Here is a 23,840-nt window from a genome sequence, read left to right on the forward strand (position 1 = left end):
ATTAATCCTCACTTTCTTTCACTTCAACTCGCCTAACGATTGCTTCTAATTGACCATCTTGTAATGTAACAAATATAGAATCATCTTTTTTTACATTTTCTACGGATTTAACTAGTTGACCTTCTTTGTATATAATACTGTATCCACGATCCATAATCTTTAATGGATTTAACGCTTCTAATGTTCGAATAGAACTAACAAATTGCTGACGATGTTTTTCAAATGTGGATAGTGAAGCTTGGTTCAATTGATTCGTTACGGATTGTACAGATTTATGATGTTGATCAATTACTTTTTGTGGAGATAATTGAGAAAATCTATTTTGAACTTGTAAAAAATCACGTTGTTTGTCTTTAAAGAGAAAACTAGTTTCTCTTTGTAGCTGCTGTTCCGTACGAACGAACCTTTCTATAAAAGGACGATATAATTTCTCTGGGGTTGCCAGTACAGGTGATTCCATAGCTCTGTTATATCTATTTTTTTCATCTGTTATACGTTTCGTAATGAAGTGTAAGCTAGCCGATTGGAATGATAAAATATTTTGCATCAGATTTTCTTTGCTAGGTACTGCCATTTCAGCTGCAGCTGTTGGAGTTGGAGCTCTTAAATCAGAAACGAAATCAGCAATAGTTGTATCTGTTTCATGACCAATTGCGCTGATGATTGGAATCTCGCTGTTAGCAATAGCTCTAGCTACAACTTCCTCGTTAAAAGCCCAGAGATCCTCAATAGAACCTCCCCCTCGTCCTACGATTAAAACGTCTATGTCGCCTGTTCGATTGGCTTTTTCAATAGACTTCACAATAGAAGGCGCAGCTTGAGGTCCTTGAACGATACTAGGATATACGATTACTTCAGAAATAGGATAACGGCGTTCCAATGTAGTTAAGATATCTCGTATAGCTGCTCCGGTTTTAGAAGTGACCACACCAATTTTTTTCGGAAATGTTGGTATGGCTTTTTTGCGACTTGGATGGAAGAGTCCTTCTTGTTGCAATTTCTTTTTTAATTGTTCAAATGCTAAAAAAAGCTCCCCTATACCGTCCGGCTGTATAGTAGCAGCATATAACTGGTATTGTCCAGCTACCTCGAATACATTTATATCTCCTCTTACGAGTACATTCATGCCACTTTCAGGAACAAACTTTAATGTTTTGGCATTCATGGCAAACATAACAGAAGTAATTCGAGCAGCATCGTCTTTAAGCGTAAAATAGATATGTCCGCTAGAATGAACTTTCACATTAGAAAGCTCCCCTTTAACATACACATCTCGCAAATGTGTATCCGCATCAAATTTTCGCTTTATGTATTTGGTTAAGGCTTTTACAGTTAAGTATTTACTCGGTTCTGTAGTCACAAAAACAACTCCATTAGTATAAAAATAAATTTACTTGAGTCAATCTCATAAGACATATGAAACAGTGAAATGTGAACAATGTTGATTAGCGCTTCAGGCGGACGCTTTCCGTGGGCACGGCTTCAATCAACGAAATCCTCTTTGTATAAAAGGATAATTAAATAAAATATCACATAAAAACTCGTATTTTATATTAAAATAAGTAATTACGAAACTTACTCACTTACTGAATCATTTATAAAATAGCAGATAAAAATAGAGCATTCTCAAATTCAACAGTGATTACAAGACGATTTATCTAGACCTAAATCTTAATCTAATTCTTCTTAGCATAGGCTTCGCAAAATCTTATTGATAGGTACTACTCCCTTAATTGATTGAAGTGAAATGTGGCGACTCCAGCGGGATGAGTGAGACATATGAGATATCACAACGACGCGTAGCGACGGTGATAGCTCATCGCTCACCCCGCGGAAAGCGTCCACATGTAACGGAAATCAGTAGCATTAACAGATTAGCAGCTCACTGTATTTGTCATTCAATTTAAAAGCTGTCTTTCATAGAAAAACAGCTCCACAATTATTTATTAGTTAATGTATTTTCAGCCGCTAAACAAGTATTTTCCATTAGCATTGCGATTGTCATCGGACCTACTCCACCAGGAACTGGAGTAATTTTAGAAGCTACTTTTTGAGCAGATTCGAAATCCACATCACCACAAAGCTTGTTGTTCTCGTCGCGGTTAATGCCTACGTCAATGACTACAGCACCTTCTTTTATGTAACTTGCATCTATCATTTTAGTTCTACCAGTTGCTACAACTAAAATATCCGCTTGTTTCGTAAAAGAATGTAAATCCTTTGTTCTAGAATGACAGTATGTAACGGTAGCATCCTTTTGTAGCAATAATTGTCCCATTGGTTTACCAACAATGTTACTGCGACCAATAATAACAGCATGTTTACCTGCAATTTCTACATCACTATATTCAAGTAATTTCATTACGCCAAAAGGTGTACATGGAAGGAACGATTGTTGACCAATCATCATTTTTCCCACATTTTCCGGATGGAAACCATCTACATCTTTTTGTGGTGAGATAGCTGCGATTACTCTGTCCTCATTAATTTGAGGAGGCAAAGGCAATTGAACTAAAATACCATGAATTTTGTCATCAACGTTTAGTGCCTCTACATTTTTAAGAAGCTCCACTTCAGAAATATTTTCGTCCAACTCTATTTGTACGGAATACATACCTAAACGTTCACACGTTTTTGCTTTGTTGTTTACATATGTTTGTGAGGCCGGATTATTACCTACTAAAACTACTGCTAATCCTGGAACGACACCTTTAGATTTTAGGTTCTCCACACGTTCTTTCACTTTTTCTGTAACTAAACCTGCAATTTGTTTTCCATCAATTTTTGTAGTAGACACTTCATAAGCTCCTTAAGGCAATGTAGATTATTGCTCAGTATATTTAGATAAAACACCATTTACAAAACGACTTGACTTTTCGTCACCAAATATTTTAGAAATTTCTAGTGCTTCATTAATGACAACTTTAGCTGGAGTTTCTTTGTTATAAAGTAATTCAAATACTGCTATTCTAAGCACTGTACGTTCAATCTTCGGAAGTCTGGAAAGCGACCAGTTTTCTAATTTATCTGTTAATGTTGCATCTATTTCCTCTTTGTAATTCACGACTCCAGTTACTACTTGAGTTAGGAAAGGATCTGTCTCTTCCGTCACATGCCCAATAGCTTCTTCTATGGAAATTTCATGATTATCTAATTGAAATAGTGCTTGTAATGCTAATTCTCGAGCTTGTCTTCGTTTCATAATTTAGTTCTCCTTTAAATGTAACTATCTAGACAATCATAGCATATTTTTTTGTAGTATGCGCATTAGAAAGGCAAAAAAAGAAAGAGCTATCTAACTAATAGCTCTTTCTCTTTTATTCTACTGTATCGAATTGTACACCTGTAATATGTACATTCACTTCTTTAGGAGTTAAACTCGTCATATTTTCAATTGCTTGACGAATTTGAGATTGTACTTCTCTAGCAACTTTAGGAACGGAAGAGCCATATTTTACTAGGCAATATACGTCTATAAACAGGCCATCATTGTTTATCTCCGTTTTGATCCCCTTACCATGTACTTTTTTCCCTAGACGTTCCACTACACCTGCAGCAAAGTTGCCTCGTGTACCAGCAATTCCCTCTACTTCGGTTGTAGCAATACCAGCAATTACAGTAATTACTTCGGGAGCTATTTCAATTGTCCCTAGATCTTCTTTTCCTTCAGGAGTCATTTGAACAAACTTTTGTTCAGTAGTTTCTGTCATATCATTCACTCCTTATTATGAATTCATTACATCATATTTTTCTAAGAATTTCGTATCAAAATCTCCTGACTTAAATACTTCATGATTCATGAGCTTCGAATGGAATCCAATAGTAGTTTCGACTCCCTCAATCGCAAATTCACTTAGTGCACGTTTCATTTTAGCAATTGCTTCTTCTCTAGTTGCTGCATGAACAATAAGCTTTGCAACCATTGAATCATAAAACGGGGGAATCGTATAACCTGGGTATACAGCTGAATCTACCCGAACTCCTAATCCACCTGGAGGCAAGTAAAACTCAACTAATCCTGGTGAAGGCATAAAGTTTTTAGAAGGGTTTTCTGCATTGATACGACATTCAATTGCCCATCCATTAAGTTTAATATCTTTTTGTTCGAATGGCAACTTTTCGCCAGATGCCACTAAGAGCATTTGTTTGATAAGATCAACGCCTGTAATCATTTCTGTAACAGGATGCTCCACTTGAATACGTGTGTTCATCTCCATAAAGTAGAATTTTTGAGCAATATGATCAAAGATAAACTCTACAGTGCCTGCACTTTCATATCCAACAGCAAGTGCGGCTTTTACAGCTGCTTCACCCATCTCTGCACGAAGCGCTTCTGACAACGCAGGAGAAGGGGCTTCTTCCACTAGCTTTTGCATACGACGCTGCACGGTACAATCTCTCTCACCTAAGTGAACTGCATTTCCATGGCCATCTGCTAACACTTGTATTTCTACATGACGGAATATTTCAATGTATTTCTCTAAATAAACACCAGGATTACCAAATGCCGCTGCTGCTTCTTTTTGAGTTATTTTAATGCCATTAAGAAGATCTTCCTCATCTTTTGCAACACGGATACCTTTACCGCCGCCTCCAGCTGTTGCTTTGATAATTACAGGAAAGCCTATTTCATTTGCAACTTTCAATGCATCTTCATCCGTTTCTACAATACCTTTAGATCCAGGCACTGTTGGAACTCCTGCTTTTTGCATTGTTTCTTTTGCAACGTCCTTAATCCCCATGCTTTTAATGGCAGAGGAAGTTGGTCCGATAAATTTAATATCACATTCTTCACAAAGCTCAGCAAACTCCGCATTTTCTGCTAGGAACCCATAACCAGGATGAATTCCATCACAACCGGTAAGTTTTGCTACAGTAATAATATTAGAGAAATTCAAATAAGAATCCTTCGAGAGTCTTGGTCCTATACAGTAAGCCTCATCAGCTATCTGAACATGAAGCGCTTCCCGATCCGCTTCTGAATATACAGCGACTGTTTCAATATCTAATTCTTTACATGCACGTATTATACGGACAGCTATTTCTCCGCGATTGGCAATTAGTACTTTTTTCATCATCCTAGCTCCCTTCTTAGTTTCCTTTAACGAGGAACAGAGGTTGACCATATTCAACTAATTGTCCATCTTTCACAAGAATTTCTACTACTTGCCCGTCAATTTCAGCTTCAATTTCATTAAACAGCTTCATTGCTTCCACGATACAAACAATCGAATCAGCAGATACTTTCGTACCAACCTCTACGTATGCAGCTGTATCAGGAGATGAAGATTGGTAGAATGTTCCTACCATTGGTGAAATAATCGTATGTAATGAACTATCCACAACACTTTCAGTAGTAGCTTCTTCTACAACTTGTTGCTTTGGTGCTTCTTGAGCGACTGGTGCTTTTACTTCTACTTGTTTTGGTTGTTCGACCATAGCTGAGCTCTCAAACGTTTCACTCGTAGAATTTACAAAACCTTTTTCATTCTTTTTCAATTTAATCTTAGTGCCTTCTGATTCGTATAAAAATTCATCTAAAGAAGACTGATCTACTAGTTTAATAATTTCTCTAATTTCTTGTATCTTCATTTTGTTTAATCCCCTTTAATCTACATTATTTATAGCTCCATATTCTATTTTAGACTTTTTTTCGTAAATTTGAAATAGATAGAGCTAATTATTCTGAAATAATAAATAAATGATGCCTTATCAATATATTGAAAGTCCTTTGTTAGAGGGTTTCAAAAACATTTTAGTCTTCGCTTATTTTATCAATAACAATAACTTCAAAAGCATATTTATACTATTTTTTCTTCCTTTTGGTTTATATCAAAAAAAAAGCGCCTATTCAGGCACTCTTCAAAATTACTATTTAGCTTACTGGCCATCAAAGTTTACTTCAACATTATATGCTTTTGGCCACTCACGTTTCACAGCATAAATAATCTCAGATGCTTTTTTAGTTGATTGTTCGTTAGAAACAACGTCTATTAAAACATCACTCTCTTCGATTCGTACTAATGCATCATCGTAACCTAATGATTTGATGATTAACTCCAGCATCGCTTCTGTAGAATCTATTTTAACTAACTCTTCAATTTTGTTATATGCCTCGTCTTTTTGTTCAGCTGTGAATTCATTGGAACCTACTTTTGTAGTTAGCTGATCGCGTAATTGACTACGTTTTTCTGTAACTTCCATTCTCATTTCTTCAAAAGCATTGCTCTGTGAAACGAATGATTCCTCATTTGTTGATGACGTTTCTACTAGCCCTACCTCATCTATCGTGTCATCGGAAAATAAAGCAATTCCATCGAATGGTGATGGTTGATCCGATACATAAAAAACTGTTACTACTGCAACTAGACTAAATAATGTTAAAAACCATACAGATCTCTTTTTATTCATATTTTTTATCCTCCAATTCCATTTCTTCTATCACAATTCGATGTGGAGATATTTGCAATACAGATGATAGTGTTTTTATCAAACTATTTTGTATACGTTTGTCGTTCGCCCCTTCCGCAACTACTAGTATTCCAATCAAATTCTCCTTGTCCTTTTTAGTCTCACTTGTCCACTGGAAAAATGATAAATCACTTTCCGCATTCTTTTCAGAGTTCTCTTCGTAATGGAAATACACTGCAACTTTGCCCACTCCGTTTATCTTCTCTAAAATCGAAGTTAGGTTTTCTGTAGTTTGGTTGACAGTTTCTTCGGGTTTAACAACCTTCCCCTCATCACGAGTGAGTAAATCAGAAAAAAGAAGACTTATGAAAAGGACAGCTATACAAATAACAACAAAACGAAAAGTGGGTTTTTGTTTTAATGAAATTTGATTCACCCTTCTTTTCATGCTGGATACAATACTTTATGCAAGACAACCTGTTTATATGAAGAGAAAGCTCAGAATCCAATAGATAATTGCAATTTTTACAAGAAATCCATTTCGTTCCGTATCTGTATGCTCCAATAAAATAGAAAGAAACTCACCGACTAGAACAATTATTAAAATACCAAAGAGAAGTGTCGTAACGATGGTTACTATCCTTTCCCACTTATTAGTAGTTTTGCAAATAGCATGGTTAATATAATTGTGAAGAAAAATGTAAAGGCAATTAATACCGAAATAATAGATAGTACAAATAGCGTTTTTCCAATGTCATCTAACAATCCACTTATATTACCTTCTACAAACGGTTCCAAAATAGCACTAAGTAAACGATATAGAAAAGCAATGAGAATTGTTTGGATCGTTGGAATAGACACTAACATTAGCACTGATAGAATTACTGCGTTTCCGGTTATAACCGAAGCAGATGAGGAGAAATTTTTCATCGTACTAATACTTTCTGTTAGTAAAGATCCAACAAAAGGAATATTATTTTGTATAAGTCTTTTTACAGTCTCATTGACAGTTCCACTTACGGACCATGTTATGACACCATTGACGGACATGAAAATACTATATAACAGTAGAATAATAGAAGTAGATCCTATTAAAGTTAGCCGGATGAGATCAGCCATTTTGGCAAAAGAAGTTGGAGGATGAATTCTACTGATCAAATCAAATATAAACGCAGCCATTATAGCAGGTATTAATATTTTCCCAGCTAACACGGTAGTAAATGAGGCAAATAGCATAACTGCTGGATTCCAAGAGGTTATTAAAAACGCTCCTCCAGAAGCTGCAATTCCTAGCGTTAAAATTGGATAAATTCCTAAGAAGAGAGTCACTAATTCTTTTGTCATCGCTTGAATCATCTCTAAAGAGCGGATAGCTGGCTCTAAACAATAGATACATATTATTAACATAAATAACAATTTCAATAATTTCTTGCTCGACGGGATAAACCATTCTAGACAAATAAAGATAAATCCAAATAATAGCATGTACGAAAAAGTTTGTGCTACCTCTTTAACCGGTTGCACTAAAGACATAAGCATCTCTTCCATAGCTGTTCATTCCTTCAAGAGAGTAGTCCCAAAATTGATATAAACTTGTCGTAAAATTGTTGCATATGATTCAACCAGACAATGAGTAAAATAGCTTTGGTCGTAAAAGTAAATAACGATGCCAGGCTTGTATATTCATAGTCCAAAAGCAGGTCTTCAATTATTTGTGAAAGGAACAATAGTACGACTGAGAATGTCAGTAGTTTGAAGACCGGTAATAAATTAGTTGGTAAGACGTTGATATACTGGGAGACCAAAGGAATGATAAATACGGTTAAAATATAAGTTAAAAAGAGAAAAATGTAGATTGTATACACAATTGTATGAATGCGAGGGTAAATTTCTTTTATAAGCTGCAATAGCACAAATGCTAGAATGATTGTTATGTAAATGATCATAGGCTAACTCGTCATCATAAGCCATTCTAAAAATGTAGATATTTCGTAAAAGAAAAGTTTTAACAGTCGCAATAATTCAATTGTCATATAGATATAGCCAACGAAAAATAAAAAAAACGCAAATTCCTTTTTGCCTGTAGATTCAAAAAACAAGTGAAGAATAGCTATTAAAATACCAATTCCCGCAACTCGAAGTACATCGTGAAGTTCCACAATGCCTCCCCCTTCCATACAAACAACATATGATAGCGTAGAGCGTAATATGAAAGAAAAGTGCATATGAGGATGAATACTTAGATCTATATTCTAGTAAAGAAAGGGTTTTGATGTTCTTAGTCGAATTATTTAAGAGGTATTGATGTTAACTTAAACAAACAAATTCTTAAATTTGGTATGAAGGGGAGAATATATTAGTTGATCATTCGTGCATATAAAGATTCTGATGAAATAGGTTGGCTTCGATGTAGAGTACTATCATTTTTGCATACAGCTTATTTTGATAATGTTTTAAACAAAAAGAAAAGCTATGAAAATCCTGCAATTGAATTAGTTGCAGAATTAAACGGACAAATTGTTGGACTCATTGACGTTGAGTATGAAAAGGAAGAAAAGACCGTTTGTTCAAGAGGAGAAGGTTTAGGAGGAATGATTTGGCATATTGCTGTTCATCCAGATTATTATCGACAAGGAATTGGCGAGAAACTACTTCATGCAGCGGAAAAGCAAGCAATTAATATCGGTCTAAATCGTTTTGAAGCTTGGACTAGAGATGACCCATGTGTACGGAACTGGTATGAAAAAATGTTGTTCCTTAACGTGCATTCATACTACCATATTTACTTGGAAGGATAAGAAATGAAAAATAAAATTCAAAGTAACATTCCTAAACTCCATTTAGTCAATGCATTTGCACATTATGTAGGAGACGAAATGGAACAGTTTAAAACATCTAGCCAACGAATTCATGAATGTGTTTGTTATGAAAAATACCTTAAAATTAAATAGTGTTTGTGCAACTACTGTCGTGCTTTACTTCAATAAGAAGTAAAGCCTTTTTCTTAGCTCATTTTTACTTATATTTCAATGCTATTTTTTTGTAAAAAAAAAAAAAAAGAGCCTCACAAATGTGAGACCCTTCATCGAATATAGTTTTAATTTATTGAGCTCTTGATACGTATGAACCTTCATCTGTATTGATGATTAGCTTATCGCCAACATTGATAAACAATGGAACCGTTACTACTAAACCAGTTTCAAGACTAGCAGTTTTAGAACCGCCGCCTGACGTATCTCCTTTGATACCTGGCTCTGTTTCCGTTACTTCAAGAACAACTGATTTTGGCAATTCTACTCCTAATGTTTCCCCTTGGAATTGAATTACATGTATTTCCATGTTTTCGCGTAAGAATTTTAATTCATACTCGATTTGGTTTTCATTTAACTCAATTTGTTCGTAAGACTCAGTATCCATAAATACATGCTGATCACCATTTGCATATAAATATTGCATTTTAAAGTTATCAATTTGTGCTTTTTCCACTTTTTCTCCAGCGCGGAAAGTTTTTTCGTTTACTGCACCGTTACGTAAATTTCTCAACTTAGAACGTACAAATGCTGCACCTTTACCAGGTTTTACATGTTGGAAATCTAGCACTCGATATAATACACCATCCACTAAAATTGTTAAGCCTGTTTTAAAATCATTTACTGAAATCATTATTTTTCCTCCAAATTAAGATAAGATTAGTAATTCTTTTGTTGAATGCGTTAGCTTCTCTAAACCATTCTCTGTCACAAGAGCATCATCTTCAATTCTTACTCCACCAATATTCGGCAGATAAATACCAGGTTCAATCGTGATAACCATACCTGGCTCCAAAACGATATCGGAACGGAATGACAATCCAGGACCCTCATGCACTTCTAAACCAATCCCATGACCCAACGAATGACCAAATGCTTCCCCGTAACCTTTTGAAGCAATATAATCTCGAGCGATAGCGTCTGCTTCTTTACCAGTCATTCCTGGTTTAACTTTTTCTAAAGCTAATAGTTGAGAATCAAGGACTACTTGATAGATTTCTTTTAATTGATCACTTGGTTCCCCGACTGCCAACGTACGTGTCGTATCCGAAATATACCCATTGTATAATGCACCGAAGTCTAATGTGACAAAATCTCCATTTTCAATGACTTTATCCGTAGCAACACCATGCGGAAGTGCTGAACGTGTTCCAGAAGCTACTATTGTATCAAAGGAAGAAGAAGTTGCTCCTTTTTTGCGCATGAAAAATTCTAATTCATTCGATACTTCAAGCTCAGTCATACCTGGTTTTATGTAAGTAACGATATGCTCATATGCTTCATCAGCAATACGACAAGCTGCCTTTATTATACTAATCTCTTCGTCCGTCTTAATCAAGCGAATTTTTTCAACAAGGCCTGAAAGTGGCACTAAATCGACTTGTACAGCTTGCTTGTATAGTTCATAATCGCTATACGTCACATCATTTTTTTCAAATCCTAATGAGTTGATCCCCATATCTGTTACTTGTGTAGCAATTTCTTCCATCATTGTTTTCTTATGTTGTACTATACGAAAATCTTTAATCTGACTCGCGGCTTGCTCTGTGTAACGAAAATCTGTTATAAACACTGCATCTGTTTTAGAAATTATTGTGACACCAGCTGTTCCAGTGAATCCTGTCATGTAGCGGATGCTATGACCATTCGTAATTAACAGAGCGTCTACTCCATTTTCTTCAAGTGCTGCACGTAATTTACTAAGTTTCATTTTTAGCCCTCATCTCATTTTCTATATTACTTCTTTGTATATTTTATCATAGTAAGTGAGGGCGGTAAATTTTTCATTTTTCTAGAGGATTATCTTTGTAGTGAAATATCGCCGATTCCATGATGAAACGAACAGCTACTATAACTATACAGATAAAAGGGATCGATATTTTTTTTATCGTTTTCTCTATTGAATCTGCATCTAAAATAATCCATTCAAGTACAATCGCAATGATGAGGCCTATAGTAAAACTAGTGATGGAAACTGGAATTTTAATAAATAATAATCCTAAATAGTATAGAAGAAAACAAATTCCCCAAATGACTAAAAATAAAATAATCCATTTCAAATATACATTGGTCCCTTTTAAAAAGAGAAAAGTTTTCGTATATCCGATAGGATTCCACTTGATGAATTGAAAATAATCCAACATTTTAAATAGAATGGTCGTTCCAATTGCCGCAACCATACTAGTAATAATCGATAATCCTTTCATGTAAATCTCCTTTGTTTTTCCTATAGTTTAAGCGAAAGAGCTAGTAATTAAACATTGCAACAAAATAAAAGCACAAGTGATAAGAGAACTTATCAGCTTGTGCTTTAGAATTATTATAGGAAAATATGAGATCCATGGAACGATCATATCTTAGTACACGTGAAATTTGTTATTGGTTTTGTACTTTACAGCCCACATTTTAGTTGAGCATTGCAATTGGTACATGTGTTACATCCACCCATTTCTTCCACAGTACCTTTACGACAAACAGGACATGTATTTCCAACTTCTGAACCAATCGTTACATTGGTTGAGCGTAAATCTTGAATCGTATCTATTAAAACTACATGTCTTTTTTCTACTCTTTCTTCTTTTGGATGATCTTCTAATGTATTTTCCTCTGCTTTTAACGTCAGAACTTGTGAGTCGCGACTTCCATCGACATACACAGTACCACCCTTAGCTCCACCACGATATAAACGCTCGTACACTCCTTCAACCTGTTCAACCGTATATCCACGTGGTGCGTTAACCGTTTTAGAAATAGAACTGTCAATCCAACGTTGAATGATACATTGCACATCTGCATGAGCTTCAGGAGCAAGTTCCATCGCAGTAACAAACCATTCTGGGAGATTTTCTTCTTCAGCAGATTCATTTTTACCTAAATATTCTTGCACAATGTCTGCTTTCACTTCTATAAATTTACCTAAACGACCACTTCTATAGTAAGTGAAGGAATAATACGGCTCAAGTCCAGTAGAAACACCAACCATTGTTCCAGTTGAACCTGTAGGTGCGACTGTTAACAAATGAGAATTTCGAACACCATTCTCTAAAATAGAATTTCGAATGTCTTCTGGCATTGAACTCATAAATCCTGTTTCCGTAAATGCCTTACGCAAGCGATTAGTTTCCTCTTCTGTCTCACCAGTTAAGAATGGGAAGCTTCCGCGTTCTACAGCAAGTTCTGCTGATGTTTCATATGCTGCAATCGCAATTGTTTTAAAGATTTCATCTACTAAAACATTACCTTCATCTGAACCATACTCTTTTTCACAATAGATTAACAAGTCGGCAAGACCCATAACACCTAAGCCTATACGTCTTTCACCAAGTGCTTGTACTTTGTTTTCTTCTAAGAAGTATGGAGTTGCATCGATAACATTATCTTGCATACGTACACCAACACTTACTGTTTCTTTCAACGCTTCATAGTCCACAGTCTTAGTTTCTTTGTTTGCAAATTGTGCTAAATTCACAGCAGCCAAGTTACATACAGAATATGGTGCAAGTGGTTGCTCTCCACAAGGATTAGTAGCGACAACTTTTTGTCCATATGCTGTAGCATTCGTTTTTTCATTTGCATTATCGATGAAGAAAACACCTGGTTCTGCAGAATAAGTAGCACAAATATTGATCAAATTCCAAAGATCTTTCGCTTTTACTGTACGATAAGTTCGAACCTCATAGCCCATTCTTTCCCACTCACGAACATCGCCAATTTTATGCCAATTTTCGTTGTAGAAATCCATTTCTTCTGGAGAATAAGCTTCAGTTGCCGGGAAACGCAAGTCAAAGTCGCTGTCTTCTTCTACTGCTTTCATAAAGTCATCCGTCAGCGTCACGGAGATGTTTGCACCAGTTAAAAACTCAGAATTATGAACGGAATAAGTTCCGCCATCACGTAATTTTGTTTCTGCATCACGAATGATATCTGCATTAAATCCACCTAGACCTGGAATAGCTTTGTAATTGATAATCCCTTGATACATCGCTTCTTCCTGAACAGTAAGTGGTTTGAATTTAAGCTTGTCCTTCGCGAGTTGTTTGATCGTTTCATCATTTGTGTTTTCAATCAAGAAACGTAAAATACGAGGGTTTTGCATTTTAGAGATTATAAATTCCGCAATATCAGGGTGCCAATCTGCTAGCATGATCATTTGTGCACCTCTGCGGGAACCACCTTGTTCGACAAGATGAGTTAGTTTAGCGATATCGTCTAACCATGAAACAGAACCAGAGGATTTTCCGTTTACTCCTCGAGCTAACGTATTTCTTGGTCTTAGAGTAGAACCGTTTGTACCAACTCCACCACCACGACTCATAATTTCCATAACTTGTTTGCGGTGGTCACTAATCCCTTCACGCGAATCTGCAACGAATGGCATCACATAACAATTAAAATAAGTAACATCTGTTCCCGTTCCTGCACCATATAGTACTCGTCCAGCTGGGATGAATTTTAAAGAAACTAGTTGTTGGTAGAATTTCTCAAACCATTCTTCCCGTTTTGCTTCTGTTTTTTCTACAGACGCAAGTCCTGTCGCGTTTCTTTTGGCAATTTGCTCGTAATATACTTCAAGAGGTTTTTCAATCACGCTTAAAGGACGAGTAATAATTCCAGATTCGATCTTGGCAGCATCGTCAATCGCACTTCGGTAATCTTCCTCGATTTGCACTTCAGCTGTTTTCGCTTGTTCGTTAATCGAAACGATATACCCTAGGCCACGCGCTGGAAATTTAGGATCTTCTTTAACTGTTAGAACAACAAAGTCTCCTGCCTTTAACGTTTTCTTTTCCGTATCCTTAAAGGAATAACGATCGATCATGACAAGTCTTGACACACCTTTATGTGTAAGTGTCATATCTTCTGTAATCGAATGCACTTGTGGAAATAATTGGATATCTTTGTTTAATGCTTCAACATTTAAAGTAAGGTTCGTTTCATTTTTAGTTGTTACCATTTACTCTTCCTCCATTCTACAAATTGCAATTGACACAACATGTAGTAGTTTCATTTATAATACGACACAATATATTGAAGAGTAAAGCGAAACTAGTCAGGATTAATTAATATAATCCCTAACTCCTAGTTTTCGAATTTACTATAAGACATTGTTACTTTTATTTTTTATAATTCCATTTATCATTAGCATATCTTGTCACTTCTAGTTGTCTTACGTAATTCTTCTGTTCTTGCGTTAAGTTATATTCGACCAATTCTATCTCCATGGCATCTGCAAATCCTTTTTTAAAAGCAATTTTACATTCTTCCATTGTTACCGGTTTTGATATTATTTTGTTAATGGAGACAGCTTTTTGAGATAGGCCTTTTCTCACTTTCTCTCTTATCTCTTCTGAAGAGAATTTAAACGTTTGAATTAATTTATCTTCATCAAGATCAAGTAATATTGCACCATGTTGTAGAATAACACCTTTTTGTCTTGTTTGTGCACTACCAGCAACTTTCTTTCCTTCGACGACTAATTCGTACCAGCTTGGTGCATCAAAACAAACTGCTGATTTTGGGTTTTTTAAATTTTCTTTCTGTTCGTCTGTATTCGGAACAGAAAAATAAGCGTTTAAACCAAGATTTTGAAATCCTAGCAGTAAACCCTCACTAATAACACGATAAGCTTCGGTTACAGTTGCTGGCATACTTGGATAACTCTCTGTAACGATTACGCTGTATGTAAGTTCATGTTCGTGAAGTACCCCTCTTCCCCCTGTAGGTCTACGCACAAAACCAAGCCCTAATCTTTTCACTGCTTCTATATCAATCTCTTTTTCCACAGTTTGAAAATACCCAATAGATAATGTTGCTGGATTCCATTCGTAAAATCTAATAACCGGGGGAATAAGACCCTCACTATGCCAATCCAGTAAGGCTTCGTCCAACGCCATATTGTATGATGGACTGCAGGGGCCAGAATTTATGAAGTACCATTTTGTCTTTTCCACCTTAATCTCTCCCTTCACAACGTGTATCATTTTATCAAATAGATTGAATTGTATCTAGCACTTCTTTTATAATGAATAGGAAACATAGAGAGGGGAAAGACCGTGTTAGAATTATTGTACTTCGTTATCGCTATACTTGTTGCCTTTTTAGTCTATGCTGGAATCTCGGCATATCGTTTAAAGAAAACTGTAACCAATCTCACGCAAGAACAATTTATTGAGGGTTACCGTAAAGCACAGCTGATTGATGTGCGTGAACCAAAAGAATTTGATGGTGGACATATTTTAGGAGCAAGAAATGTTCCTTCTACTCAATTTCGTCAGCGTTATAAAGAAATTCGTCCAGACAAGCCCGTGTACTTGTATGATCAAAGTGGTGCAAGAAGTGCGCGTGCAGCAATGTTTTTAAAGAAAAAAGGATATACACAGTTATTCCAGCTCCAAGGTGGGTTCAAAGCTTGGACAGGTAAAGTTAAATCTAAGTAATACATAAGGTTCTTCTAAACAGAGGAACCTTTTTTCTTTCATCCACACAATCTGGAGGGTTTAGATGCAAAAACACATTTTGTTTTCTCATTTAGAAGATTTTAGAATCACTCACCCAAATTATGATGATTTTGCTATTGTTTCAAGACGAATTATTTCTACGTTGAATGAACGGGCAACAGGAGATTGGCAAGTAATTGATATTGGCGACTCTATTCTTCAACTGGAGGGAAATTTGTTAGATATGATGGGAAAAGGCTTACTTCCATACGAAGTGCTATGTTCTATTTTCGAAACAAAGGCTCAGCGTAAGATTTCTAGTAAGTCTCCATTAAGCTTTGAGAATAAATTAGAAGTTGTAGAAACATTTGAAAACAATCTTATTTTCTTTCCACAATATAATGTGGCCTTAACTCTTGCATTTAACTATTCTGGAGGAAACACCTGGCCAGAATATCAGTTTTTTTCAACTTCGGTAGATCAAGCCTTGAGTTTCTTACAAGAAATTAACGAAAAGCTAAGACAATTGTTAATGCAGTCTGTAACTTATCTGGTGGATACAGAAAATGGTGTCCAACGGAGAAATTATGGAGAGCAGGCAGCTGTGAGTAGAGACGATGTCCTTTTAGCAGAAAGTATTAAACAAGATATTTTTCGTTCCATTGATGAATTTTTTAAACAAGATGGGTATTTCTTTAAAGAATATGGACTTCCCTATAAGCGAGGTATTCTTCTTTATGGCTCCCCTGGTAATGGTAAAACAACTTTAGTAAAGTCAATTACTGGATCAACGAAAGCACCGGTTGTCTATTGGCAGATTACAGAGTTTACGGGTAGTCATTCCATCCAAGAAGTATTTGGTATTGTGACAAGACTAGCACCTGCTATTTTAGTTATTGAAGATATAGATTCCATGCCTGAATATACTCGTTCAGTCTTTTTAAACACCCTAGACGGTGCCCAATCCAGAGAAGGACTATTTATCATAGGGACAACCAATTACCCTCAAAAAATTGATCCTGCGCTTATTAACCGTGCTGGTCGTTTTGACCGAGCGTATGAAATTCCTTCTCCAACAGCAAAAGTTCGACAAGATTATTTACGCAAACTAGATATCAAAGGAATACTCTCTGACGACCAAGTGAAAGAGATGGCCAAGCTTTCTAAAGGGCTGTCTATGTCCCAGTTAAACGAACTATATATGTCCGTTGCGCTAAACTGGCACTATGATGGGAACTTGGATTACGAGAAGAGAATAGAAGAACTAACAAAGCAAAATAATCGATCAAATAAAAACAACTGGGAAAATGATGAAAACTCTATTGGATTTAACTACTAATGAAGAACTGAGTGATAAATTTGCATTTTACCAATGAACCGAAAAGGATTTTTTACGTAATTGCGGTTATACTCACTATTGCCCTTGGGTTGAGTAGTAGATATTTTAATACGTTGCCTCCTTTTATCCAAAGTCATGCCGGTGATACAGTATGGGCAATGATGGTGTATTTTCTTTTTCGGTTTTTCTTTGTACACAGAAGTAAGTATGCAGCATTATATCTAAGTGTTATTTTTTGTTTTATAGTTGAATTTAGTCAGCTGTATCAAGCAAATTGGATTAATACAATACGTGATACTTTGCTGGGTGCTCTAATACTCGGTAAAGGTTTTCTTGGAAAAGATCTACTACGGTATTGTATTGGTATTTTTATAGCTTTTGTAGTGGATAAATGGATTTATCCTATTATTGCTCAAAAACACTAGGTATACCCCGATTAAAGGTGCTGAAAAGTTTTTAGGATAACCTAAAAAAAGCTTGCCAGTTATTAATTGACAAGCCTTTTTATGATGAATAATATTACCCCTCCAATATAAGTTTGCTTTCGCTTTCGATTAATCCCCCCACGTCGTCTTGTTCTTTGCTCATTTTTATCCAATTTACATATCCGTATATTGAGTTAACGAGAAATGCGGTCCACATCACTAACATCGACCAATCGTTTCCACCTGATTGCAATAATGTAATAGCCCATAATACAATGGATAATCCGTTGACGACAATCCATAGCACCCACTGTTCCGCATATCGTTTAATCATCAAAATTTGAGCAATAATGGATAACACGACAGCAACTGAATCAATTCTTATCTGTTGACCTCCAATTAAATGCAAGAAGTATGCATAAAGAACCGAAGTTATAACAGCAATTACAATTAACTGAATCCACTGTATTTTGGTTAAAGTCTTTACTTTAACATCCTCTCCAGTTGTTGACTGATCAACTTTATTTTTATTCCACAAGTAAATTCCAACAAACTGCAACGGAAAGTAAAACAATCCATTTAACATCGCTTCTCCATATAATCCGTATGTATAGGATATGTATGCATATGTTCCAGTTTGGACAATCCCAAAGTAATAATTACTGATTTTCCCTTTCGCTACTAGAACAACGCATAGCATCCCTGTCAGAGAGCTAATCAAACCGAGCAACGAGTCACCCCATGCAAAAAACAAATAAATATTTACTAAAGTAAAGACTCCTAGCCAAGCTAGCTCAAATTTCGTCCAGTTTTTCATCGTACCCTCCAAAAAGTTTAAATTTGCCGCTGATACCTACTTGTAAAAGTCGTAGAATACTCGGAAGCGAAACTAATACTTTATAGGCTAAAAAGCAAGCATACTCTTCTTTCTCTAGCATTAACCCAATACTAGGACTTAAATAAAGAACAAGAGATACCGACATCGATTAGGACCAACATGAATATAAACGAACCCAACTACCCTCAGAAGTTGAGGCTATCGTTTTTCTTTCATTACTAATCAACCATTGTTGTCTTTACACCTGTAAAGTTTTTAGTTTACAGGTATAGTATACGTATATGGACACAAAGTTACAATAAGAATTTTATATTTTAATAGAGTAGTATGTCCTTCAAAGGAATACATTTACATGCTCGATAAGAAAAGCCGGAGACAATATAGGTTGGGGGTGATAGTTAGAAACATATTAAGTGTTTTATCAGCAATTGAAAGTACTAATAGATACAACTAAAAGGGTGTGATCCTGGAAGAATCACACCCTTTTTCTGTTATGCTTTTATATATCTTAATACCGGCTTACGCGCAGCTTTTGTTTCATCTAAACGGTTAATAACTGTAGTATGAGGAGCATTTTGAACGATTTCTGGATTTTCTTCTACTTCTTTTGCAATTTGAATCATTGCATCACAGAATGCATCCAAAGTTTCTTTTGACTCCGTTTCTGTTGGCTCGATCATCATACCCTCTTCTACATTCAATGGGAAGTAGATTGTAGGTGGATGATAACCAAAGTCAAGCAAACGTTTGGCCATATCTAGCGTACGAACGCCCAGTTTCTTTTGGCGACGACCACTTAGTACGAATTCATGCTTACAATGGCGGTTATAAGGCAGATCGAAATGTCCCTCTAATCGTCTCATCATATAGTTTGCATTCAATACAGCGTACTCTGTTACAGCTTTAAGACCATCAGGACCCATTGAACGAATATACGTATAGGCACGAACATTTATACCGAAGTTTCCGTAGAATGGTTTAACTCTTCCAATTGTTTGCGGACGATTATAGTCAAATGTATATTTGTCATCCTCTTTTACGAGTACCGGGCTTGGTAAGAACGGTATTAAATCAGCCTTAACTCCAACTGGACCTGAACCAGGACCTCCGCCGCCATGTGGACCTGTGAAAGTTTTATGCAAGTTTAAGTGAACACAGTCAAAGCCCATATCTCCAGGACGTGCTTTTGACATAACGGCATTTAAGTTTGCACCGTCATAATACAATTTGCCACCCACACCGTGGATAATCTCTGCTAATTCTAATATTGTTTCTTCGAATAAACCTAATGTATTAGGATTAGTTAACATCAAAGCAGCAGTATCTGGACCTACTACACGACGTAAATCTTCCAAATCTACTAAGCCTTCCTCATTTGATTTGACGGTAATAGTTTCGAAACCTGCAACTGTTGCGGAAGCAGGATTCGTTCCATGCGCTGAATCAGGTACAATTACTTTTGTACGCTGGGTATCCCCATTTGCTTCATGGAATGCACGAATCATCATGAGCGCAGTCCATTCTCCATGTGCACCTGCAGCTGGTTGAAGTGTCACTTCATCCATCCCAGTGATTTCGATCAAATGTTCCTGAAGATCGTACATTAACTCCATTGCGCCTTGAACAGAAGCCTCATCTTGTAATGGATGAATATTCGCAAACCCAGGGAAACGTGCAACTGATTCGTTAATTTTTGGATTATACTTCATCGTACAAGAACCAAGCGGATAGAATCCTGTATCCACCCCATGATTTCGGTTAGATAAAGCCGTATAATGACGCATAATATCTAGTTCGGATACTTCCGGCAATTCAGCTTCTTCCACGCGCTGCATACCCTCTGGTAATAGAGTTGACAAATCTACTTCAGGTACATCTAGTTCAGGTAGGTTATAACCTACACGACCCTCTTTCGTAATTTCAAAAATTAGTGGTTGATTATCTTTATGCATGAAGAGCCCCCATTTCTTGCACGAGTGCATCTATTTCTTCTTTCGTACGCTGCTCTGTAACAGCAATTAATACATGGTTTTTAAGATCTGCGTTCACTCGTCCTAGATCAAATCCACCGATCATTCCTTTTTCAAGAAGTACTTTATTTGCATCTGCCACGGAACCATTTACTTTTACAACAATTTCGTTAAAATGTGCACCTTGATACGGCACTTCGAATCCTGCTTTTTCAAAGGATTGTTTTGCATAATGTGTTTTTACAATATTTTGAGTTGCCATTTCTTTAACACCTTTTTTACCAAGTGCTGTCATCGCAACGGAAGCTGCAAGTGCGTTTAATGCCTGATTTGAACAAATATTGGATGTAGCTTTATCGCGGCGGATATGCTGTTCGCGGGCCTGTAAAGTTAGTACATAACCACGACGGCCTTCCTCATCTGTTGTTTCACCTACTAAACGACCTGGAACTTTACGCATAAGCTTAGTGCTTACTGCAAAGAACCCACAGTGTGGACCACCAAAAGCTTCGGAAATCCCGAATACTTGTGCATCTCCAACTGTAATATCTGCTCCAAATTTACCCGGGGGTGTTAAGACACCAAGTGCTAACGGATTGGCCGAAACAATGAACAAGGCATTTTGCGCATGGGTTAATTGCTCTACTTTTGCTAAATCCTCTATTTGTCCAAAGAAATTAGGATATTGAACCATTACTCCAGCAGTATCCTCATCTACTAATTCTTCTAATTTCATCAAATCAGTTACTCCATCTTTCATTGGCACTGTAACTACTTCGATATTTTGTCCTTTTGCATATACCTTCACCACATCTATATATTCTGGGTGTGTTGCTTCTGATACGAGTAGCTTTTTGCGACGCGTATGAGCTGCAGCAAGGTTGCCCGCTTCTGCTAGTGCAGTACCACCGTCGTACATAGAAGAATTCGCAAGGTCCATTCCTGTTAGTTCACAAATCATCGTTTGAAATTCAAAAATTGCTTGAAGTTCACCTTGAGAGATTTCAGGTTGATACGGAGTATAGGCAGTATAAAACTCTGATCTAGAAATAACATGATCTACAATAATTGGCTTGAAATGATCATAAACACCAGCACCTAAAAAGGAAGCATATTGTTTACTGTCAGCATTTTTTGCAGCAAGCTGGCTCAATTCTTTCAATAGAGCAGATTCTGCTTTTGCAGGTTTAATATTGTACTCACCTTTAAAACGAACTTTTTCAGGAATGTCTGCAAACAATTCATCAATTGCGGAAATGCCAATTACATCTAACATTTCTTTTTGATCTTGCTCAGTCATTGGTAAATAACGATGCTTCATCAATGTACAACCTCTTTCTAAGTCTTATTTTTCTCTTTTATAAAACGGAGTTGCTATTGTAATTGCTTTTAATCGTTTATTTCTTATCTCAATTTCGACCTCTTGCCCAAGTTCAGCAAATGTTGCGTTAATTAAAGCTAAACCAATATTTTTCTTCAATGTAGGTGATTGTGTACCAGATGTTACATGACCAATTTGCTTATTATCTACAAATACTGGATATCCCGTACGAGGAATTCCTTTATCTATCATTTCGATTCCAATACTCTTCCTTTGTACACCGTTCTCTTTTTGTTCAAGCAATATAGATTTACCATTGAAGTCTTGTTCTTTTTTAAGTTTCACAACAAAACCGATATTAGCTTCAAGTGGTGAAATATCTTTTGTCAGTTCTTGACCGTACAGTGGTAAACAGGCTTCAAAACGTAAAGTATCACGCGCACCTAAACCACAGGGTAATATACCTTCTTCGGTTCCAGCATCTAAAATACTACTCCATAGGTCTCTTAAATCTTTTGAAGATGCATATAGTTCAAATCCATCTTCGCCTGTATAGCCAGTTCGAGACACAATTACATCTTTACCCGCGACATCGACATTATTTGCAAAACGGAAGAATCCTATTTCGTCTAAATTTTGAGTAGTCAGCTTTTGTAAAATGCCTTGCGCTGACGGACCTTGTAAAGCAAGTAAACCATAATCTTCTGATTTATTTACTAATGTTACATCACCTGAAGCATTTTCCTGCATCCAGTTAAAATCTTTTTCAATATTGCCAGCATTTACAACTAGAAGATAATGATTGTCATCCATTTTGTAAATTAACAAATCGTCGACTATTCCGCCGTCCTTATAACACATAGCTGTGTATTGAGCCTGGCCTTTTACTAATTTGGAGACATCATTCGTCATAATCTTTTGAAGATATTCTTCACTATCTGTGCCTGTTAAGATGATTTCACCCATATGAGAAACATCAAACAATCCCGCTTTCGTTCTTACTGCCTCGTGCTCCGCCTTAATGCTAGAGAATTGTACTGGTAACTCCCAACCTCCAAAGTCAATCGTCTTTCCTCCGTAATTTGCATATACATCAAATAAAGGTGTTCGTTTCAACTGTTCTGCCAAAATAATCTCCTCCTTCACATTTCCATACAAAAAAGGACAGAAAAACCCCTTTGGAAAAACAAGGGTTCTCTGTCCTGGGACCTGAAAGTTTACCAAAAATGGCTTTCCTCTTTGGTGGCTTTACGTAGGATAAACGAAAGCGCTCTCCAGAGTTGCGTCCTATATGAGTTCTTTTGCCTGAGAGATTCATAATTTTCATTACTTGCTCCTTCGGCGACGCAGCTAGTACGTTCTCTCCCCATATAATCATCCGCGATATCTGTATAACTCACTCTTTGTCTATATCCTAACATTCAAGTAATTCAGAAGCAATACTTTTTGATAAAATTAGTAAAACACGAACATTACAATTATATTGTTACGTTTTCATTCGCCTTTGAGCCTATTCACTTGATATCCTGCATACTCTGTAATTTGTCTAAGAGGTCTATGTTCTGTTCGAATTGAAATATGTGCAGCCTTTTTATAGAACCATCTCCTCGTTCTATACAATCTTTCTAATTCTTCCTTTGTACTGTTTTGCACAATCGGTCTATTTTTGTCGTTTTTAATTCTCATCCAAATATCTTCAAAAGTGGCATCTAAATATAATACAAGTCCAGTTCTTCGCATCACTTCAATATTTTTTTCGCTCATGGCAACGCCACCACCTGTCGAAATGATACAAGATTCGTTTCGGAAATTCTCAAGAAAATCTGTCTCTACTTTTCGAAAGTACGCTTCGCCTTCTTGTTCAAAAATCTCAGGGATTGTTCTATTTTGTATTCTAACAATTTCCTTATCCATATCGTAATAAGGCATTTTTAAGAAAAAGCTCAATCTTCTACCGATTGCACTTTTACCACTTCCCATAAATCCTACTAAATATACCTTATACATGATTCACCAACTCACTAAATTCCAATTTTCTCGGCGCCGCAACACCATCAAGTTATTCTTTAT

General features: G+C 36.3%; 23 protein-coding genes, 1 pseudogene and 2 riboswitches. Of the genes and pseudogenes, 4 read left to right on the plus strand and 20 right to left on the minus strand.

What is annotated here, in order from left to right; genetic code table 11:
* Window position 1: 1 nt before the first annotated feature.
* The 10 genes from xseA to MKX53_RS10215 form a co-directional block, all read right to left on the minus strand.
* Complete coding sequence (gene xseA / locus MKX53_RS10170) at window positions 2-1,360, minus strand: exodeoxyribonuclease VII large subunit (RefSeq protein WP_340911046.1); 1,359 nt, start codon at window positions 1,358-1,360, stop codon at window positions 2-4.
* Window positions 1,361-1,939: 579 nt separating this feature from the next.
* Window positions 1,940-2,797 carry a bifunctional methylenetetrahydrofolate dehydrogenase/methenyltetrahydrofolate cyclohydrolase FolD gene (gene folD / locus MKX53_RS10175; protein WP_340762549.1) on the minus strand — a complete coding sequence of 286 codons (858 nt, stop codon included), beginning with the start codon at window positions 2,795-2,797 and terminating at the stop codon, window positions 1,940-1,942.
* Window positions 2,798-2,824: 27 nt separating this feature from the next.
* A complete protein-coding gene (gene nusB / locus MKX53_RS10180) occupies window positions 2,825-3,202 on the minus strand; it encodes a transcription antitermination factor NusB (RefSeq protein WP_093538429.1) in 378 nt (125 codons plus the stop codon).
* 115 nt (window positions 3,203-3,317) lie between these two features.
* Entirely contained in the window at window positions 3,318-3,710 is a 393-nt protein-coding gene (locus MKX53_RS10185) for an Asp23/Gls24 family envelope stress response protein (RefSeq protein ID WP_093538428.1), read from the minus strand.
* Between the two features lie 15 nt (window positions 3,711-3,725).
* A complete protein-coding gene (gene accC / locus MKX53_RS10190) occupies window positions 3,726-5,078 on the minus strand; it encodes an acetyl-CoA carboxylase biotin carboxylase subunit (protein ID WP_340762550.1) in 1,353 nt (450 codons plus the stop codon).
* A 13-nt stretch (window positions 5,079-5,091) separates the two neighbouring features.
* A complete protein-coding gene (gene accB / locus MKX53_RS10195) occupies window positions 5,092-5,592 on the minus strand; it encodes an acetyl-CoA carboxylase biotin carboxyl carrier protein (protein WP_340911049.1) in 501 nt (166 codons plus the stop codon).
* Window positions 5,593-5,880: 288 nt separating this feature from the next.
* The gene (locus MKX53_RS10200; protein WP_340911050.1) at window positions 5,881-6,411 is read right to left on the minus strand and encodes a SpoIIIAH-like family protein; all 531 of its coding nucleotides are present in this window, start codon (window positions 6,409-6,411) and stop codon (window positions 5,881-5,883) included.
* Window positions 6,404-6,847, minus strand: a complete 444-nt coding sequence (locus MKX53_RS10205) for a hypothetical protein (protein ID WP_340911053.1) — start codon at window positions 6,845-6,847, stop codon at window positions 6,404-6,406. The genes MKX53_RS10200 and MKX53_RS10205 overlap by 8 nt, the downstream gene beginning before the upstream one ends.
* Window positions 6,848-7,047: 200 nt before the next feature.
* On the minus strand, window positions 7,048-7,959 hold the full coding sequence (locus MKX53_RS10210; protein ID WP_093538423.1) for a stage III sporulation protein AE: 912 nt from the start codon (window positions 7,957-7,959) through the stop codon (window positions 7,048-7,050).
* Between the two features lie 401 nt (window positions 7,960-8,360).
* A complete protein-coding gene (locus MKX53_RS10215) occupies window positions 8,361-8,570 on the minus strand; it encodes a SpoIIIAC/SpoIIIAD family protein (RefSeq protein ID WP_093538422.1) in 210 nt (69 codons plus the stop codon).
* A 201-nt stretch (window positions 8,571-8,771) separates the two neighbouring features.
* Here MKX53_RS10215 and MKX53_RS10220 point away from each other — a divergent pair.
* Window positions 8,772-9,362 (plus strand): annotated as a pseudogene (locus tag MKX53_RS10220) (GNAT family N-acetyltransferase).
* Between the two features lie 151 nt (window positions 9,363-9,513).
* Here the strand turns inward: MKX53_RS10220 and efp are convergent.
* The 5 genes from efp to MKX53_RS10245 form a co-directional block, all read right to left on the minus strand.
* Window positions 9,514-10,074 (minus strand): elongation factor P, encoded by a 561-nt coding sequence (efp, locus tag MKX53_RS10225; protein ID WP_093538420.1) that lies wholly within the window; start codon window positions 10,072-10,074, stop codon window positions 9,514-9,516.
* 15 nt (window positions 10,075-10,089) lie between these two features.
* Window positions 10,090-11,151, minus strand: coding sequence for a M24 family metallopeptidase (locus MKX53_RS10230; protein WP_093538419.1), 1,062 nt, complete (start codon window positions 11,149-11,151; stop codon window positions 10,090-10,092).
* A 73-nt stretch (window positions 11,152-11,224) separates the two neighbouring features.
* Window positions 11,225-11,647, minus strand: coding sequence for a hypothetical protein (locus MKX53_RS10235; RefSeq protein ID WP_340769541.1), 423 nt, complete (start codon window positions 11,645-11,647; stop codon window positions 11,225-11,227).
* 185 nt (window positions 11,648-11,832) lie between these two features.
* Window positions 11,833-14,394 (minus strand): vitamin B12-dependent ribonucleotide reductase, encoded by a 2,562-nt coding sequence (locus MKX53_RS10240; protein WP_340911055.1) that lies wholly within the window; start codon window positions 14,392-14,394, stop codon window positions 11,833-11,835.
* Between the two features lie 160 nt (window positions 14,395-14,554).
* Complete coding sequence (locus tag MKX53_RS10245) at window positions 14,555-15,391, minus strand: lipoate--protein ligase family protein (protein WP_340911058.1); 837 nt, start codon at window positions 15,389-15,391, stop codon at window positions 14,555-14,557.
* Window positions 15,392-15,493: 102 nt separating this feature from the next.
* Between MKX53_RS10245 and MKX53_RS10250 the strand changes: the two genes are divergently transcribed.
* The 3 genes from MKX53_RS10250 to MKX53_RS10260 all read left to right on the plus strand — a co-directional run bounded on the left by MKX53_RS10250 (window position 15,494) and on the right by MKX53_RS10260 (window position 17,641).
* Window positions 15,494-15,877 (plus strand): rhodanese-like domain-containing protein, encoded by a 384-nt coding sequence (locus MKX53_RS10250; protein ID WP_093538415.1) that lies wholly within the window; start codon window positions 15,494-15,496, stop codon window positions 15,875-15,877.
* Between the two features lie 64 nt (window positions 15,878-15,941).
* Window positions 15,942-17,216, plus strand: coding sequence for an ATP-binding protein (locus tag MKX53_RS10255; protein ID WP_340911060.1), 1,275 nt, complete (start codon window positions 15,942-15,944; stop codon window positions 17,214-17,216).
* Between the two features lie 11 nt (window positions 17,217-17,227).
* The gene (locus tag MKX53_RS10260; protein WP_340769545.1) at window positions 17,228-17,641 is read left to right on the plus strand and encodes a ribosomal maturation YjgA family protein; all 414 of its coding nucleotides are present in this window, start codon (window positions 17,228-17,230) and stop codon (window positions 17,639-17,641) included.
* A gap of 94 nt (window positions 17,642-17,735) precedes the next feature.
* Here the strand turns inward: MKX53_RS10260 and pnuC are convergent, their stop codons facing one another.
* The 5 genes from pnuC to MKX53_RS10285 form a co-directional block, all read right to left on the minus strand.
* Window positions 17,736-18,458, minus strand: coding sequence for a nicotinamide riboside transporter PnuC (gene pnuC, locus MKX53_RS10265; RefSeq protein ID WP_340911063.1), 723 nt, complete (start codon window positions 18,456-18,458; stop codon window positions 17,736-17,738).
* Window positions 18,459-18,970: 512 nt separating this feature from the next.
* The gene (gcvPB, locus tag MKX53_RS10270) at window positions 18,971-20,431 is read right to left on the minus strand and encodes an aminomethyl-transferring glycine dehydrogenase subunit GcvPB (protein WP_093538412.1); all 1,461 of its coding nucleotides are present in this window, start codon (window positions 20,429-20,431) and stop codon (window positions 18,971-18,973) included.
* The gene (gcvPA, locus tag MKX53_RS10275) at window positions 20,424-21,770 is read right to left on the minus strand and encodes an aminomethyl-transferring glycine dehydrogenase subunit GcvPA (RefSeq protein WP_340913319.1); all 1,347 of its coding nucleotides are present in this window, start codon (window positions 21,768-21,770) and stop codon (window positions 20,424-20,426) included. Before gcvPA ends, gcvPB begins: the two co-directional genes overlap by 8 nt.
* A 24-nt stretch (window positions 21,771-21,794) precedes the next feature.
* The gene (gene gcvT / locus MKX53_RS10280; RefSeq protein ID WP_340911066.1) at window positions 21,795-22,898 is read right to left on the minus strand and encodes a glycine cleavage system aminomethyltransferase GcvT; all 1,104 of its coding nucleotides are present in this window, start codon (window positions 22,896-22,898) and stop codon (window positions 21,795-21,797) included.
* Between the two features lie 67 nt (window positions 22,899-22,965).
* A riboswitch (glycine riboswitch) is annotated at window positions 22,966-23,050 on the minus strand.
* 3 nt (window positions 23,051-23,053) lie between these two features.
* A riboswitch (glycine riboswitch) is annotated at window positions 23,054-23,148 on the minus strand.
* Window positions 23,149-23,264: 116 nt separating this feature from the next.
* Window positions 23,265-23,777: a shikimate kinase gene (locus MKX53_RS10285; protein WP_340911067.1), complete on the minus strand. Its 513-nt coding sequence runs from the start codon at window positions 23,775-23,777 to the stop codon at window positions 23,265-23,267.
* Window positions 23,778-23,840: the final 63 nt, after the last annotated feature.

This window comes from Psychrobacillus sp. FSL K6-4615, assembly GCF_038008225.1.
Taxonomy (GTDB): Bacteria; Bacillota; Bacilli; order Bacillales_A; family Planococcaceae; genus Psychrobacillus; species Psychrobacillus psychrotolerans.

Excerpts from the sequence above, each read along its gene's own strand:
- gcvPA (WP_340913319.1), bottom strand. The coding sequence starts at position 21,770 with ATGAAGCATCGTTATTTACCAATGACTGAGCAAGATCAAAAAGAAATG.
- accB (WP_340911049.1), bottom strand. The coding sequence starts at position 5,592 with ATGAAGATACAAGAAATTAGAGAAATTATTAAACTAGTAGATCAGTCT.
- MKX53_RS10210 (WP_093538423.1), bottom strand. The coding sequence starts at position 7,959 with ATGGAAGAGATGCTTATGTCTTTAGTGCAACCGGTTAAAGAGGTAGCA.
- MKX53_RS10255 (WP_340911060.1), top strand. The coding sequence starts at position 15,942 with ATGCAAAAACACATTTTGTTTTCTCATTTAGAAGATTTTAGAATCACT.
- nusB (WP_093538429.1), bottom strand. The coding sequence starts at position 3,202 with ATGAAACGAAGACAAGCTCGAGAATTAGCATTACAAGCACTATTTCAA.
- MKX53_RS10230 (WP_093538419.1), bottom strand. The coding sequence starts at position 11,151 with ATGAAACTTAGTAAATTACGTGCAGCACTTGAAGAAAATGGAGTAGAC.
- MKX53_RS10235 (WP_340769541.1), bottom strand. The coding sequence starts at position 11,647 with ATGAAAGGATTATCGATTATTACTAGTATGGTTGCGGCAATTGGAACG.
- gcvPB (WP_093538412.1), bottom strand. The coding sequence starts at position 20,431 with ATGCATAAAGATAATCAACCACTAATTTTTGAAATTACGAAAGAGGGT.
- efp (WP_093538420.1), bottom strand. The coding sequence starts at position 10,074 with ATGATTTCAGTAAATGATTTTAAAACAGGCTTAACAATTTTAGTGGAT.
- MKX53_RS10185 (WP_093538428.1), bottom strand. The coding sequence starts at position 3,710 with ATGACAGAAACTACTGAACAAAAGTTTGTTCAAATGACTCCTGAAGGA.
- pnuC (WP_340911063.1), bottom strand. The coding sequence starts at position 18,458 with ATGAAAAACTGGACGAAATTTGAGCTAGCTTGGCTAGGAGTCTTTACT.
- accC (WP_340762550.1), bottom strand. The coding sequence starts at position 5,078 with ATGATGAAAAAAGTACTAATTGCCAATCGCGGAGAAATAGCTGTCCGT.
- MKX53_RS10240 (WP_340911055.1), bottom strand. The coding sequence starts at position 14,394 with ATGGTAACAACTAAAAATGAAACGAACCTTACTTTAAATGTTGAAGCA.
- MKX53_RS10285 (WP_340911067.1), bottom strand. The coding sequence starts at position 23,777 with ATGTATAAGGTATATTTAGTAGGATTTATGGGAAGTGGTAAAAGTGCA.
- MKX53_RS10200 (WP_340911050.1), bottom strand. The coding sequence starts at position 6,411 with ATGAATAAAAAGAGATCTGTATGGTTTTTAACATTATTTAGTCTAGTT.